General features: G+C 71.0%; 15 protein-coding genes, 2 pseudogenes and 1 riboswitch. Of the genes and pseudogenes, 9 read left to right on the plus strand and 8 right to left on the minus strand.

Features of this window, described 5'->3' with window-relative positions; translation table 11 throughout:
• Positions 1-9: 9 nt before the first annotated feature.
• Positions 10-1,289, plus strand: a pseudogene (locus ACFJGX_RS23735) (FCSD flavin-binding domain-containing protein).
• Positions 1,290-1,394: 105 nt separating this feature from the next.
• Positions 1,395-1,503, plus strand: a riboswitch (TPP riboswitch).
• A 76-nt stretch (positions 1,504-1,579) separates the two neighbouring features.
• Positions 1,580-2,883: pseudogene (locus tag ACFJGX_RS23740) on the plus strand (purine-cytosine permease family protein).
• A 27-nt stretch (positions 2,884-2,910) separates the two neighbouring features.
• Here the strand turns inward: ACFJGX_RS23740 and thiD are convergent.
• The gene (gene thiD, locus ACFJGX_RS23745) at positions 2,911-3,756 is read right to left on the minus strand and encodes a bifunctional hydroxymethylpyrimidine kinase/phosphomethylpyrimidine kinase (protein WP_382327186.1); all 846 of its coding nucleotides are present in this window, start codon (positions 3,754-3,756) and stop codon (positions 2,911-2,913) included.
• Positions 3,757-3,788: 32 nt separating this feature from the next.
• Between thiD and ACFJGX_RS23750 the strand changes: the two genes are divergently transcribed.
• From ACFJGX_RS23750 to ACFJGX_RS23765, 4 genes are all read left to right on the plus strand, one after another.
• The gene (locus tag ACFJGX_RS23750; protein WP_382323610.1) at positions 3,789-4,871 is read left to right on the plus strand and encodes an FAD-dependent oxidoreductase; all 1,083 of its coding nucleotides are present in this window, start codon (positions 3,789-3,791) and stop codon (positions 4,869-4,871) included.
• Between the two features lie 16 nt (positions 4,872-4,887).
• Positions 4,888-5,085, plus strand: a complete 198-nt coding sequence (thiS, locus tag ACFJGX_RS23755) for a sulfur carrier protein ThiS (RefSeq protein WP_291121245.1) — start codon at positions 4,888-4,890, stop codon at positions 5,083-5,085.
• 18 nt (positions 5,086-5,103) lie between these two features.
• Positions 5,104-5,916, plus strand: a complete 813-nt coding sequence (locus ACFJGX_RS23760) for a thiazole synthase (protein ID WP_382325507.1) — start codon at positions 5,104-5,106, stop codon at positions 5,914-5,916.
• A 61-nt stretch (positions 5,917-5,977) separates the two neighbouring features.
• A complete protein-coding gene (locus ACFJGX_RS23765) occupies positions 5,978-6,907 on the plus strand; it encodes a thiamine phosphate synthase (protein WP_382327188.1) in 930 nt (309 codons plus the stop codon).
• A 1-nt stretch (position 6,908) separates the two neighbouring features.
• Here the strand turns inward: ACFJGX_RS23765 and ACFJGX_RS23770 are convergent, their stop codons facing one another.
• Positions 6,909-7,454, minus strand: a complete 546-nt coding sequence (locus tag ACFJGX_RS23770) for an MOSC domain-containing protein (protein WP_382323609.1) — start codon at positions 7,452-7,454, stop codon at positions 6,909-6,911.
• A 138-nt stretch (positions 7,455-7,592) separates the two neighbouring features.
• On the opposite strand from ACFJGX_RS23770, the gene ACFJGX_RS23775 reads away from it, so the two are divergent.
• Positions 7,593-8,180: a glycine zipper 2TM domain-containing protein gene (locus tag ACFJGX_RS23775; protein ID WP_382160406.1), complete on the plus strand. Its 588-nt coding sequence runs from the start codon at positions 7,593-7,595 to the stop codon at positions 8,178-8,180.
• A 12-nt stretch (positions 8,181-8,192) separates the two neighbouring features.
• On the opposite strand, the gene ACFJGX_RS23780 is transcribed toward ACFJGX_RS23775, so the two are convergent.
• Positions 8,193-8,678 carry a hypothetical protein gene (locus ACFJGX_RS23780; protein ID WP_382323608.1) on the minus strand — a complete coding sequence of 162 codons (486 nt, stop codon included), beginning with the start codon at positions 8,676-8,678 and terminating at the stop codon, positions 8,193-8,195.
• Positions 8,679-8,844: 166 nt separating this feature from the next.
• Positions 8,845-9,363 (minus strand): hypothetical protein, encoded by a 519-nt coding sequence (locus tag ACFJGX_RS23785; protein WP_382327190.1) that lies wholly within the window; start codon positions 9,361-9,363, stop codon positions 8,845-8,847.
• Positions 9,364-9,499: 136 nt separating this feature from the next.
• Here ACFJGX_RS23785 and ACFJGX_RS23790 point away from each other — a divergent pair, with 136 nt between their 5' ends.
• A complete protein-coding gene (locus tag ACFJGX_RS23790) occupies positions 9,500-9,733 on the plus strand; it encodes a SlyX family protein (protein ID WP_382323606.1) in 234 nt (77 codons plus the stop codon).
• An 18-nt stretch (positions 9,734-9,751) separates the two neighbouring features.
• Here the strand turns inward: ACFJGX_RS23790 and ACFJGX_RS23795 are convergent, their stop codons facing one another.
• Positions 9,752-10,351 (minus strand): flavin reductase family protein, encoded by a 600-nt coding sequence (locus ACFJGX_RS23795; protein WP_382323605.1) that lies wholly within the window; start codon positions 10,349-10,351, stop codon positions 9,752-9,754.
• Positions 10,352-10,375: 24 nt separating this feature from the next.
• On the minus strand, positions 10,376-11,101 hold the full coding sequence (locus ACFJGX_RS23800; protein WP_382323604.1) for an enoyl-CoA hydratase/isomerase family protein: 726 nt from the start codon (positions 11,099-11,101) through the stop codon (positions 10,376-10,378).
• Between the two features lie 371 nt (positions 11,102-11,472).
• On the opposite strand from ACFJGX_RS23800, the gene ACFJGX_RS23805 reads away from it, so the two are divergent.
• Complete coding sequence (locus tag ACFJGX_RS23805) at positions 11,473-12,204, plus strand: bestrophin family protein (RefSeq protein WP_382327192.1); 732 nt, start codon at positions 11,473-11,475, stop codon at positions 12,202-12,204.
• Here ACFJGX_RS23805 and ACFJGX_RS23810 read toward each other — a convergent pair.
• Positions 12,199-12,939 (minus strand): SDR family oxidoreductase, encoded by a 741-nt coding sequence (locus ACFJGX_RS23810; RefSeq protein ID WP_382323602.1) that lies wholly within the window; start codon positions 12,937-12,939, stop codon positions 12,199-12,201. The two genes, ACFJGX_RS23805 and ACFJGX_RS23810, sit on opposite strands and share 6 nt — an antisense overlap.
• On the minus strand, positions 12,936-13,394 hold the full coding sequence (locus ACFJGX_RS23815; RefSeq protein ID WP_382323601.1) for a carboxymuconolactone decarboxylase family protein: 459 nt from the start codon (positions 13,392-13,394) through the stop codon (positions 12,936-12,938). The genes ACFJGX_RS23810 and ACFJGX_RS23815 overlap by 4 nt, the downstream gene beginning before the upstream one ends.

Below are 13,394 nucleotides of genomic sequence, written 5' to 3' on the forward strand. Positions count from 1 at the left end.
AGCCCCACCATGAAACGCCGTCAATTCGTTCAAACGCTGGGGGCCGGTTCGGCCGTCGCCAGCCTGGGTCTCCTGAATGGCTGCGCCACCACCGGCAGCGGCGCCAAGGTTGTCGTGGTCGGTGGCGGCTACGGTGGCGCCACCGCCGCCAAGTACGTGCGCCTGTTCTCCGACCACTCCATCGACGTGACCCTGGTCGAGCCCAACGCGGCCTTCGTCTCCTGCCCGATCTCCAACCTGGTGCTCGGTGCGCACAAGACCATGGCCGACATCACCACGCCGTACGACAACCTGAGCAAGCGCCACGGCGTGAAGGTGGTGCGCGACATGGTCGCGCAGCATCGACCCGGCCAAGCGCACGGTCAAGCTGGCCAGCGGCGGCGAACTGCCCTACGACCGCCTGATCCTCTCGCCCGGCATCGACTTCATGTGGGACACCCTGCCCGGCATCGCCAAAACCCGGCGCCACCGACAAGGTGCTGCACGCCTGGAAGGCCGGCCCGCAGACGCTGGCGCTGCGCCAGCAGCTCGAGGCGATGCCCGATGGCGGCGTGTACGCCCTGTCCATCCCGCTGGCGCCCTACCGCTGCCCGCCCGGCCCGTATGAGCGCGCCTGCATGGTGGCGAGCTACTTCAAGAAGGCCAAGCCCAAGAGCAAGGTCGTGATCTTCGATGCCAACGACGACATCACCTCGAAGAAGGGCCTGTTCATGAAGGCCTGGGACGAGCACTACAAGGGCCTGATCGAGTACCGCCCCAAGCACAAGCTGGTGGACGTGGACGCCGCCACCAACACGCTGAAGTTCGAGTTCAACGACGACTTCAAGGCCGGCGTCGCGAACGTGCTGCCCACGCAGCGCGCGGGCGAGATCGCGGTGAAGACCGGCCTGGCCACGGCCAACGCGCGCTGGTGCGAGGTGGACTTCCTGACCTTCGAATCGAAGGCCGCGAAGAACATCCACGTGCTGGGCGACGCGATCCAGATCGCGCCGGGCATGCCCAAGTCGGGCCACATGGCCAACCAGCACGGCAAGACCTGCGCGGCCGCCGTGGTCTCGCTGCTGCAGGGCAAGGAAGCGCCCTCGCTGCCGATCTACGCCAACACCTGCTACAGCTTCGTCACCGCCACCGACGTGGTGCACGTGGCCAGCGTGCACAAGTACGACGCGGCGCAGAAGACCATGCTGACGGTGCCCGGCTCGGGCGGCCTGTCCAGCGCGGCGAGCGAACTCGAAGGCCAGTACGCCATGGCCTGGGCACGCAACATCTGGGCCGATTCGCTGGCCTGATCGACCCCGCCCTTCCGGCCCAACGCCCCGGTGCCCCCGGGGCGTTGCCGTTTGCGGGCCCTGCGCGGTGCCTCGCGAACGTATACTCCCACCCGTGCCGCAAGGCGCATCCGCTAGGGGTGTTGCCCCGGGTTTTCCGCCCGGGCGCGACTGAGAGAGTCCCTTTGAACCTGATTGAGGTAATCCTCGCGCAGGGAAGCAGGCCGGATACCCAAGCCCCGTCGCGCCGCGCCGGGAGGCACCCGGCCCAGCCCACCTGCTTCAACACTGCTTGGAGCGTTTCCATGTCGATGAACCCGTCCCCGGCCAACCAGGCCCTGACCCCCGTGCCGCAAGGCAACCGGGTCTTCCACTTCCACGAGCACGCCGCCCTCTGGTTCAGCCTGGGCACCGGCCTGCTGGTGATGCAGATCGGCGCCTACCTCGTGCCCGCCGTGGGCACGCGCGACGCGGTCATCGCCATCGTGCTGGGCTCGCTGATCGGCGCCGGCCTGCTGGCCTGGACGGCGCGCCTGGGCTGCCAGACCGGCCTGTCCAGCGCCGGCCTGATGCACGCCACCTACGGCAGCGCCTTCGCGCGCCTGCCGGTGCTGCTCAACATCGCGCAACTGGTCGGCTGGACCACCTTCGAGCTGGTCATCATGCAGGAGGGCACGGTCGCCATCTTGAAGCAGGCCTTGGGCGCCGAACCCGGCGGCCTGCTCGACGGCACCGGCGGCAAGCTGCTGGCCACCCTGCTGTGGGGCGGCGTGCTCACCGCGCTCATGGCCGGCTCCATGCTCACGCTGGTGCGCCGCTTCGTGAGCCGCTTCGGCCTGCCGCTGGTGATCGCCTCGCTGGCCTGGCTCACCTGGCAGTTCGGCACGCGCCTGCAGGCGCAGGGCTTCGACGGCTTCTGGAACCGGCCCGGCGCCGGTGGCATGGGCCTGTTCTCCGCCATGGACCTGGTGATCGCGATGCCGGTGTCCTGGCTGCCCCTGGTGGCCGACTACGCGCGCCACGGCAAGCGCACGGCCACCACGCTGGGCGGTACCTGGCTGGGTTATGCGCTGGCCAACATCTGGTGCTACGCGCTGGGTGTGCTGGTGGTCAGCACGGTGGAGCCGGGCACCAATCTGGTGGGCGCGCTGCTGCTCGCGCAAGGCGGCCTGATCGCCCTGGGCCTGATCCTGCTCGACGAAATGGACAACGCCTACGGCGACGCGCACTCGGGCGCGGTCTCGGTGCACAGCCTGCGCCCGCGCTGGAGCATCCGCGCCGCCGGCCTGGGCTTCGCCGTGGTCTGCACCGGCCTGGCGCTGCTGCTGCCCATGCACACGCTGGAGCCCTTCCTGCTGCTGCTCAGCTCGGTGTTCGTGCCGCTCTACGGCGTGATCCTGGGCCGCCTGGGCACCGGCGCTGCGCAACGGGCCCGGCGCGCACGGTGGACTGGAGCGCCGCCGCGCTGTGGGTGCTGGGCATCGCCTGCTACCACCTGCTCGCGAAGTTCGCGCCGCAACTCGGGTCGGCCCTGCCCACGCTGGCGCTGACCTTCGTGCTCGCCGCGCTCTCGCGGCCGCGCAATGCCGGCGGGCTCAGCCCGGCACGGGCCTGAACCTCATGCCGCCGCGCCGCTTCCCCCTCAGCCCCGGGGCCGCTTGTGCAGCGCGAGCGGCGCGTGGCCGTGGTTGAGCGGCCCGTGGCCGGCACCGGTGTACACATTGGCGCCCATGGCGATGGCCTGCAGGATGTAGCTGCGCGCCTTCGCCACCGCCTGGTCCAGCGGGTTGCCGAGCGCGAGGTAGGCCGCGATGGCCGACGACAGCGTGCAACCGGTGCCGTGCGTGTTGCGGCTCGCGATGCGCGGCGAGGCCAGGCGCTGCGCGGGCCCGGCGCCGCTCACCAGCAGGTCGGCGACCTCGTCGCCCGGCAGGTGACCGCCCTTGAGCAGCACCGCCTTGGCCCCCAGCGCGAGCAGATCGCGCGCGGCGGTTTCGAGTTCATCCGCATCGCCAATCGGCCGGCCCAGCAACAGCGCGGCCTCGTCCAGGTTGGGCGTGACCACCGTGGCCAGCGGGAACAGCTCGTCCACCAGCACCTGCACCGTGTCGGGCGCGATCAGGCGGTCGCCGCTGGTGGCCACCATCACCGGGTCGAGCACCACCTGCTTCACCTCGTAGTGCCGCAGCGCCCAGGCCACGGTGCGCACGATGTCGGGCGCGTGCAGCATGCCGATCTTCACCGCGTCCACCCCGATGTCGTCGAGCACCGCGCTCAGTTGCGCCTTGAGCATCTCGGGCGGCACGCCATGGATGCCGCTCACGCCCAGCGTGTTCTGCGCGGTCAGCGCGGTGATGGCCGTCATGCCGTAGCAGCCCAGGGCCGCGAAGGTCTTGAGGTCGGCCTGGATGCCGGCGCCCCCGCCGCTGTCGGAGCCGGCGATGGAGAGGACGCGGGTGTAACGTTGCGCTTCGTTGCTCATGGTCATGGCGCGCATTGTGGCAGCGCCGAAAGCCCCACATGAATCCTTCCAACCAGAAACCCGACGCGGTGGTGCTCGGCGCCGGCCTCATGGGCCGGCTGCTGGCCTGCGCGCTCGCGCAGCGCGGGCACCGCGTCGAGGTGATCGACGCCGGCGGGCCGGAGGCCGCGCACGCCGCCGCGCGCGTGGCCGCCGCCATGCTCGCGCCGCTGGCCGAATCGGCCGTCACCGAGCTCAATGTGGTGCGCATGGGCCAGCACGCGCTCGCGCGCTGGCCGCAGCTGCTGGCGATGCTCGAACAGCCCGTGTTCTTCCAGCAGAGCGGCACGCTGGTGCTCTGGCACCGGCAGGACGCGGCCGAGGCCGAGCGCTTCGCCGGCCAGCTCGCGCGCACCAGCGCCGCCCTGCCCTCGCTGCCGCAGGCGCGGCGCCTGGACGGCACGGCCCTCACCGCGCTGGAGCCGGCCCTGGCCCAGCGCTTCGCGCAAGGCCTGTACCTGCCCGACGAAGGCCAGCTCGACAACCGCGAACTGCTCACCGCGCTCGCGCACCAGATGCAGGTGCTGGGCGTCACGGTGCGCTGGCACACGGCGCGCGCCCCCGATGAGGTGGACCCGGGACCCGATGCCTGGCTGTTCGACTGCCGGGGCCTGGGCGCCCAGCCGCAATGGCCCGCCTTGCGCGGCGTGCGCGGCGAGGTCGCGCGCATCCATGCACCGGGCGTGAGCCTGTCGCGCCCCACGCGCCTGGTGCACCCGCGCTACCCGCTGTACATCGCGCCCAAGCAGGACGGCCTGTTCGTGATCGGCGCGACCGAGATCGAGTCCGACGACCTCTCGCCCGCCAGCGTGCGCTCCACGCTGGAGCTGCTGAGCGCGGCCTACACCGTGCACCCGGGCTTCGGCGAAGCGCGCATCGTCGAACTGGGCGTGCAGTTGCGCCCCACCCTGCCCGACAACCTGCCCGCGCTGCGCCTCACCGGACCGCGCAGAATGGCGATCAATGGCCTGTACCGCCATGGCTTCATGATCGCGCCGGCCGTGCTGGACGCCGCGCTCGAAGTGGTGGACCAGGGCCACTCGCCGCTGGCCGACGCCCTTGGGCTGGCGGTCATCCGCTGAACGAACGGAACCTCGCATGAATGTGATCATCAACCAGGAAACCCGCGAACTGCCCGAAGGCGCCACGCTGGCCGACGCGCTGCTCGTCTGGGAGCCGCCCGCCGTGTTCGCCGCCGCCGTCAACCTGCAGTTCGTGCCGCGCACGGGCTACGCACAGCACCGGCTCAACGACGGCGACCGCATCGAAATCATCGCCCCCATCACCGGGGGCTGAGGACACACCGCCATGGACATGAACACCCCACCGCTCACCCAGGAAGACCCGCTGGTGCTCTACGGCGAGACCTTCGCCGGCCGCCTGCTGCTGGGCACTTCGCGCTACCCCTCGCCCGCCACGCTCGAAGCCGCCGTGAAGCGCGCCCGGCCCGCCATGCTCACTGCCTCGCTGCGGCGCCAGGGCGCCGCGCAGCCCGAGGCCGGTGCGGCGTTCTGGAAGCTGCTGCAGGAACTGGCCGTGCCGGTGCTGCCCAACACCGCCGGCTGCCACACCACGCAGGAGGTGATCACCACCGCGCAGATGGCGCGCGAGGTCTTCAACACGCCCTGGATCAAGCTCGAACTCATCGGCGACGACTACAGCCTGCAGCCCGACACGCTCAACCTGGTGGACTGCGCGCGCCAGCTGATCAACGACGGCTTCAAGGTGCTGCCCTACTGCACCGAAGACCTGGTGCTGTGCCAGCGCCTGGTGGACGTGGGCTGCCAGGCCGTGATGCCCTGGGCCGCGCCCATCGGCACCGGCCAGGGCCCGGTCAACCCCTACGCCATGCGCCTGCTGCGCGAGCGCCTGAGCGTGCCGCTGATCGTGGACGCCGGCCTGGGCCTGCCCTCGCACGCCTGCACCGTGATGGAGTGGGGCTTCGACGCCGTGCTGCTCAACACCGCCGTGGCGCTCGCGCAGTCGCCGGTGGACATGGCCGGCGCCTTCGCCGACGCCGTGCGCGCCGGCCGCGCCGCCCACCGCTCGGGCGCCATGCAGCCGCAGGCCAGCGCGCAGCCGAGCACGCCCGTGATGGGCACCCCTTTCTGGCACCACGGTTCATGAGCGCAGCGCAGGGCCGCTCCCAAACAAGCTCGCACCGCAGTGCGACGCACGGAGGTTTCACATGAGCACCACGATCACCTCCACCGAAGCGATGGTCCAGGCCATCGTGGACGCCCACCGCGCCACGCTGGCCCTGCCCCTGGCCCCGCATGCCGTGCCGCCCGCGCCCGCCTCCGACGACCCGGTGTTCGTCGCCGCGCTGCAGGCCGCGCACGAACTCGGCTTCATCGACATCGACGCCGTCTGCGTGGCGCGCGCCTGGTCCACCCGTACGCGGCGCACCGGCCGCTTCGACGCCGCCCATTGGCCCGACGAACCGGCCGATTTCGACATGGCGCCCTTCCCGCGCGAGCACGCCTTCGCGGCCTGCCCGCCCGAGCTCGGCCTCTATGCCGTGATGCCCGATGCGGACTGGACGGTGCGCATGGCGCGCGCGGGCGTGCCCACGGTGCAGCTGCGCTTCAAGTCCGGCGACGCGCAGGCCATCCGCGCCGAGATCCGCGCCGCCGTGGCCGGCGTGCAGGGCACGGGCGCGCTGCTGTTCATCAACGACCACTGGCAGGAGGCCATCGAGGCCGGCGCTTATGGCGTGCATCTGGGCCAGGAAGACCTGCAGGCCATGGCCCCCGAAGACCTGGCCGCCATCCGCCGCGCCGGCCTGCGCCTGGGTCTGAGCACGCACGGCTACGCCGAGATGCTGATCGCCGACCGCCACAACCCGAGCTACATCGCCATGGGCGCGGTGTTTCCCACCACGCTCAAGCAGATCGCCACCGCGCCCCAGGGCACGGGCCGCCTGCGCGCCTACGCGCCCCTGCTGCGCGGGGTCACGCACATGGCGATCGGCGGCATCGACCTGCACAACCTGCCCGAGGTGCTGAACGCCAACGTGCGCTCGGTGGGCGTGGTGCGCGCCCTCATGGCCGCGCCCGATCTGGACGCGGCGGTGGCCGAATGGACGGCCGCGCTGGCGCGCGACACAGACGCCTGAACTAGACCGGCCGAAGCGGCACGTGCGGGACGGTGGCCCGCAGCACCCGGATGCGGTCCTGCGCGGAGACCACGCCGCCGTGCAGGACCACCGCCATCACCCCCGCCTTGCGCACCAGTTCCCCATCGGCCGTGTGGCCCAGCACCGCGGCCAGCAGGCCGGGCTGGAAACGCTCGATCTGCACGCAGGGGTTGCGCAGGCCCGTGATGCGCACCCGCGCCTCGGCCCCCAGCTGCAGTTCGGTGCCGGTGGACAGCTCCAGCAGATCGATGCCTTCGGTGGTGATGTTCTCGCCCAGGTCGCCGGGATGCACCGTGTGCCCCTGGTGGGCCAGGGCGACAAACAGCTCGGCCTGCAGCAGGTGCACCTGGCGCAGGTTGGGCTGGCTGGGATCGCGCGCCACGCGCGAGAGGTGCTGAACCGTCGCCCCGCAGTGCGCATCGCCCTGCACGCCCAGGCCCTCGAGCAGGGTGATCGCATGCACCCGCTCCTTGGAGAAGTGGTGCAGGTGGCTCCGGTGGACGGCGATCACTCGGGCGTCGTTCATGGTGCGTCCGTTTTAGCACACGGGCCGTTTTCCAGTGAGCCCAGGACCACCTCCACGTCGGTGTCCTGGCGCACAGACCCGCCCCATAGCGAGGGGCACATTGGAACGCATGAACCTGCCATCCCACAAGGAGCGACCATGAACCTCTTTCACACCCCTCTCCCTGTTTCACACCGTCATGCCCTGCTGGCGGCGGTGGCGGTGCTGGGCCTCGCCGGCTGCGGCTCCCGCCCACCCGTGAGTTCCCAGGCCTACCCCTCACCGGTGTACCAGGCGCCCGCCCCGGGCCAGCCGGTGGCGCGCGACTACCGGCGCCGCGATTCGGAAACCCTGTACGAGGTGCCGGTGAGCGCCTCGCGCGCCATCTACGGCGGTGGGCAGCGCTGCTGGATCGAGCGCGAGGAAGTCGAGCGCCGGCGCAGCGTGCCGGGCGCGATCGTCGGCGGCGTCATCGGCGGCATCCTGGGCCACCAGATCGGCGGCGGTTCCGGGCGCGACATCGCCACCGTGGGTGGCGCGGTGGCGGGCGCGGCGGTGGGCTCCAACGTGGGCCGCAACAACCCGCAGACGCAGGACGTGCAGCGCTGCACCAACGTGAACAGCGAGGGCGCGCCCGAGTACTGGGACGTGAGCTACACCTTCCGCGGCGTGCAGCACCAGGTGCAGATGACCTCGCCGCCGGGGCGCACCATCCTGGTCAACGAGAACGGCGAACCGCGCCTCTGAGTGCGGGTCGCGTCAGGCGCTGTCCGCCACATGGCGGGCGGCGCGCCGGACTTCCGTCAGCCGGGTCCGCAGGACCAGCGCGGGGCGTTCGCCTTCGAGCCATTCGTTAGGGGTCACGAACCAGAGCGCGAGTTCCGGGCCTTGCAGCACACCCCCCAGCTCCGCGCACACCATGGGCACCTCCGGGTGCAGGATGGCGCGTTCCAGGTCGACCTGGAACAGAGGCAGCACGATGCCCCAGGGACTGTCCATGGCAACGGCCATGCCCGAGACGATCCAGCGCGCCACCAGCGACACCGGCTGGGAGATCTGCAGCCGGGCGTCGCGCAGCGCCTGCTGCCGGATCAGGTCGGCCAGCTCGTCGCCGCTGACCAGTCCCCCCGTGTCGGCGAACGCCGCGGCAATCGACATCCATCGGTGGGGCTCGCTCGCGGCGGGTGGCGGCGCCGCCTGAAAGCGCTTCATCGGTGCGGCGGTGGGCAGGTAGAGGTCGGCCATGGAATTCCCCTGGTAGATGGTCCCGTGCGCGGTGGTGCGCGAGGACATCCGAGAATGCCGCAGGCCATGCGCTGGGGTCTGAAACAAGGCACGCACCGACAGGCAGGGGACACATACCGGCCGCACGCGGGCACCAAATGCGGTCAGGGCCTTGGAAGGCCCGGGCTCAGCCGCCCAGCGCCACGTAGCGGTCGGCGCGGGCGGCGTGCCGCACGGCCTGCAGCGTGGTCTGCATCGCCACGGCGGGCCGTTCGCCGTGCAGCCATTCGTTGGGGGTCACGAACCACAGCGCCAGCTCCGCGCCTTCCAGTACACCGCGCAGTTCCGCCAGCACGACGGCCACCCCGGGTTGCAGCGAAGCGCGCGGCAGATCGAACTGGAACATGGGCAGCAGGTGGCCCCACGGGCTGTCGATGGACACCACCGCCCGCGACACGATCCAGCGCGCCACGAGCGACACCGGTTCGCTCACGCGCAGGCTCGTGTCCAGCACGCAGTGTTCCCGGATGCGCGTCGCCAGTTCGTCGCCGCTGATCAGGCCGCCGGTGTCGGCAAAGGCCGCGGCGGTCGTCATCCAGTGGCACGGTGGCATGCCCTCGGGCTGCGGCGCCGCGGGCAGTTGCACCACCGTGTCGTTGAACCAGGTCGAGGCAGGCGTTTCGGTGAACGGGTGGACATCGGACATGGGGCTCCTCCAGGCAGGGTGCGCACAAGGCGCTGGGGTGCCTTCAAGGTTGGCTCACCCGATTTCCAGCGTCTGTGCGATGACACACAGTGGCTTTTGCGCCACGGCCGAGGCCGTCTTGTCGTCCAATAGGGGGATGACACCGACCCCGCACGCCCCCGGCGCCGACACCGAACAGCGCCTGACCGAACTCGAAATCAAGGCCAGCTACGCCGACGACCTGCTCGACACGCTCAACCAGCTGGTGGCGCGCCAGCAGGAGCAGATCGACCTGCTGCTGCGCGAGGTCGGCCGCCTGCGCCAGCAGGGGGACCCCCAGGCCGCGCCGGCCGTGCGCAACCCGCGCGACGAACTGCCGCCGCACTACTGAGGCGAAGGCCTGCGGGCCTCAGCCGCCGCCCACCTGCAGCGACGCGCCCGTCGCGTAGAACTGCCCCCCGGCCACGTAGTGCAGGGTGCGCAGGTGATCGGGCGCGCCATCGAAATGCCAGCGCCCCGCGCGGAACACCCGCTCGTCCGCCCAGGCACCCACCACCTCGCCGATGAACAGGTCGTAGGTGGCCTGGTTGTGCGGTTCGGGCAGCAGCCGACACACCAGCCAGGCCACGCAGCCCTCCACCAGCGGCAGGGCCTCGTGGCCGGGGGCGTGAAAGGTCTTCACCCCGTGGCGCGCGAGCTTGTCCGGCACGGTGAGCGCGCTGTCGGTGCCCACGCCGAGCGTGAGCGCGGCCAGGCCGGCCGACGGCACGCACAGCGCAAAAGTGCCGCTGCCCTCCACCAATGCGCGCGTGCGCGTGGCCTTGTCGATCACCACCGTCACCTTGGGCGGTGAAAAATCCAGCGCGCAGGCCCAGGCGGCCGACATCACGTTGACCTCGCCCGCGTGGGCCGAGGACACGAGCACGGTGGGGCCGTGGTTGATGAGGCGGTAGGCCTTGTCGAGGGGAACGGGCTGGAAGAAGCGGGGTTCGGGTGCCGGGGTGGTCATGCCCGGCATTGTGCAGAGCCCGCCTCAGGTCCGCTGGCCGCCGGGGCCGGTGACCGCGTCCGCCAAGGGGTTCAACCGCTGTTGCACGGCGGTCTCCCGCGCCAGCGACGCGTCGAAGTCGCCCAGCTGCTCGCGGTGCACCAGTTGCTTGACCTCGGCCAGCAGCGCCGGGCTGCTGCGAGCGAGCTGTTGCGCCAGCTCGCGCGCCTGGGCCTGCAGCGCGCCGTCCTCCACCACCTGCCACACCAGGCCCCAGCGCTCGGCGTCCACGGCGCCCAGCTCCTGCCCCAGCATCAGCAGGCCTTTGGCCTTCTGCAGCCCGACCAGGCGCGGCAGCAGCGCGGCCACGCCGCCGGTGCCGAAAAGGCCCACCTGCACCTCGGGCAGCGCGAAGCGCGCACCGCGCGCGGCCACGCTGAGGTCGCCGTTGAGCATGAGCTCGACGCCCGCGCCCACCACCCAGCCCTGCACCGCCGTCACCACCGGTTGGGGGCAGCGCACGAGCAACGAGGCCAGGGCCTGCAGGGTCTCGACGAAGGCGGGGGTGGGCGGGTCGTCGCGGTCCTTGCCGGCGCAGAAGGCGCGGCCTTCGCCGCTGAGCAGGATGACCCGCACCGCCGGGTCGGCCACGCCGGCCTGCACCGCCGCCAGCAGGTCGCGCGCGAGCGCGAGCGTGAGGGCATTGAGGCGTTCGGGCCGGTTCAGGCGCAGTTCGAGCACGCCCGCATCGAGGGTCTGGATCAGGTGCATGGGCGAGAGCGTACACGCGGCGCTGTCACAAGGCGACGGGGCCGAACGTCTTGTCTGCGTCAAGCCCCTCCACCCCCTCGCTCCACCCACCATGAAAATCGCCAAGTCGTACACCCTCGCCGAGTTCCTCGCCTGGACGCGCCGCAAGACCTACATCCTGCTGGTGCTGGCCGCCGTGCCGGCCACGCTGTACCAGGTCTTCGGGCTGACCTGGATCGCCGCGCCCTGGTCGGTCGCGGTGCTGCTGGGCACGGCCACCTCCTTCATCGTGGGCTTCAAGAACGCCCAGACCTACCAGCGCACGGTGGAGGCGCAGCAGGTCTGGTCCTCCATCGTCGGCACGAGCCGCTACTGGGGCCTGATCTGCCGGGATGTTTCCGACCACCGGCGGTTCGTCGCAGCTGCTCATCCACCGCCACCTGGCCTGGCTCACGGTGCTGCGCCACCAGCTGCGGCAGGGGCGCGTGTGGGAATCTGCGAACAGCCGCGCCAACGCCGAATACCGCGCCAGGCATTTCCGCGTGCCCGAGCACGACACCCCGCTGGACACCGAGCTGGCGCCCCTGCTCGGCGAAACCGAGCGGCTGCGCGTGGCGAGCACGGGCCACAAGGGCCTGCTGCTGCTCAACCTGCAGAGCGAAACCCTGCGCGAGCTGTATGCACGCCAGGAACTCGCGGTGCTGCACCACACCGAGCTGCAGAAGACCATCAAGGAACTGCTGGACCAGCAAAGCCGCGTCGAGCGCCTCAAGAACTTCCCCTACCCGCGCCAGTACGCCACCATCAACACCTTGTTCGTCTGGTGCTTCGCGGCCCTGCTGCCCTTCTGCCTGGTGCGCGAGTTCGACCGCCTCAACGACAGCGTGAGCGGCCTGCTCGCCGGCCACATGGTCTGGCTCTCGGTGCCCTTCAGCGTGCTGGTGGCCTGGATGTACCTCTCGCTGGACCAGGTGGGTGAAAGCACCGAGAACCCGTTCGAAGGCGGCGCCAACGACGTGCCCATGGCCCACCTGTGCCAGGGCATCGAGCGCGAGTTGCGCAGCCTGCTGGGCGAGAGCGATCTGCCGCCCCCGCCCACGCCCGACAACCAGATCCTGCTATGAGGCCAGCCACTGCGCCAGGGAGACCTTCCCGATGCGCGCATTGGGGCCGGGGATGAGGGCATTGCCCTCCAGCGGCGAACCGAAATACGTGGCCCCGGGGTCCGACACCACCGCGCGCGGGTCCTGGCGCGCCTGGAACAGCTGGCGGATGAGCTGGTCCAGCGGCACGGCTTCGGGCCCCGCCACTTCGCAGGTGCCGTTGAGCGGGGCCTGCACCGCCACGTCCGCCAGCGCCTCGGCCACGTCGCTCGCCGCGATGGGCTGCAGCGGCGCCGAGGGCAGGCGCACGGTCTGGCCTTCGGTCGCCACGTGGGCGATCGACATCAGGAACTCGTGGAACTGCGTGGCGCGCACGAGGGTGTAAGGCACCCGCCCTTCCTGGATCAGCGCTTCCTGCGCCACCTTGGCGCGGAAGTAACCGCTCGCGGGCACCCGCTCGGAGCCCACCACCGACAGGGCCACGTAGTGCCCCACGCCGGCGCGAGCGCTGGCGTCCAGCAGGTTGCGGGTGGAGGCGCGGAAGAAGTGCATCACCGCCTCGTCCTCGAAGGAGGGTGAGTTGCTCACGTCCACCACCACCTGCGCGCCGGCCAGGGCCTCGCTCAGGCCTTCGCCGGTGACGGCGTTGACGCCCGACGAGGGCGAGGCCGCCGTCACCGCGTGGCCGGCCTGGCGCAGCAGGGTGGCGAGTTGTCTGCCGATGAGGCCGCTGCCTCCGATGACCACGATGTTCATGCGATCTCCTTCTCGGCCACGGGGGCGTGCATGCCCACGGCCATGCGGTTCCAGGCGTTGATCTGCGCGACGGTCCAGCACAGCTCGACGATTTCCTGGTCGCTGAGCTGGGTTTGCAATTGCTCGAAATCGGCGTCGCGGCTGCCGTGGTGGTCCACCAGCCGGGTCAGGGACTCGGCCCAGTTCAGCGCGGCGCGCTCGCGCTCGCTGTACAGGCCGGTCTCGCGCCAGGTCACGAGGCTGTTGATGCGCTGCCAGCGTTCGCCGTGCTTGCGCAGGTCGCGCACGTGCATGTCCACGCAGAAGGCGCAGCCGTTGAGCTGCGAGACGCGCGTCTTCACGAGTTCGATCAGGACGGTGCCGAGCGAGGAGCCGGCGGTGGTGGCGCCGACGGCGGCCATGGCCTGGTAGGCCTTGGGCGCGATCTCGGTCCAGGGGAGTCGGGGTGATTTCAT

The organism is Hydrogenophaga sp. UC242_50 (assembly GCF_042697355.1).
Taxonomy (GTDB): domain Bacteria; phylum Pseudomonadota; class Gammaproteobacteria; order Burkholderiales; family Burkholderiaceae_C; genus Hydrogenophaga.

Bases quoted from the DNA above. Each gene is read 5' to 3' on its own strand.
- thiD (WP_382327186.1), bottom strand. From the start codon at position 3,756: ATGACCATGAGCAACGAAGCGCAACGTTACACCCGCGTCCTCTCCATC.
- ACFJGX_RS23750 (WP_382323610.1), top strand. From the start codon at position 3,789: ATGAATCCTTCCAACCAGAAACCCGACGCGGTGGTGCTCGGCGCCGGC.
- thiS (WP_291121245.1), top strand. From the start codon at position 4,888: ATGAATGTGATCATCAACCAGGAAACCCGCGAACTGCCCGAAGGCGCC.
- ACFJGX_RS23760 (WP_382325507.1), top strand. From the start codon at position 5,104: ATGAACACCCCACCGCTCACCCAGGAAGACCCGCTGGTGCTCTACGGC.
- ACFJGX_RS23765 (WP_382327188.1), top strand. From the start codon at position 5,978: ATGAGCACCACGATCACCTCCACCGAAGCGATGGTCCAGGCCATCGTG.
- ACFJGX_RS23770 (WP_382323609.1), bottom strand. From the start codon at position 7,454: ATGAACGACGCCCGAGTGATCGCCGTCCACCGGAGCCACCTGCACCAC.
- ACFJGX_RS23775 (WP_382160406.1), top strand. From the start codon at position 7,593: ATGAACCTCTTTCACACCCCTCTCCCTGTTTCACACCGTCATGCCCTG.
- ACFJGX_RS23780 (WP_382323608.1), bottom strand. From the start codon at position 8,678: ATGGCCGACCTCTACCTGCCCACCGCCGCACCGATGAAGCGCTTTCAG.
- ACFJGX_RS23785 (WP_382327190.1), bottom strand. From the start codon at position 9,363: ATGTCCGATGTCCACCCGTTCACCGAAACGCCTGCCTCGACCTGGTTC.
- ACFJGX_RS23790 (WP_382323606.1), top strand. From the start codon at position 9,500: ATGACACCGACCCCGCACGCCCCCGGCGCCGACACCGAACAGCGCCTG.
- ACFJGX_RS23795 (WP_382323605.1), bottom strand. From the start codon at position 10,351: ATGACCACCCCGGCACCCGAACCCCGCTTCTTCCAGCCCGTTCCCCTC.
- ACFJGX_RS23800 (WP_382323604.1), bottom strand. From the start codon at position 11,101: ATGCACCTGATCCAGACCCTCGATGCGGGCGTGCTCGAACTGCGCCTG.
- ACFJGX_RS23805 (WP_382327192.1), top strand. From the start codon at position 11,473: ATGTTTCCGACCACCGGCGGTTCGTCGCAGCTGCTCATCCACCGCCAC.
- ACFJGX_RS23810 (WP_382323602.1), bottom strand. From the start codon at position 12,939: ATGAACATCGTGGTCATCGGAGGCAGCGGCCTCATCGGCAGACAACTC.
- ACFJGX_RS23815 (WP_382323601.1), bottom strand. From the start codon at position 13,394: ATGAAATCACCCCGACTCCCCTGGACCGAGATCGCGCCCAAGGCCTAC.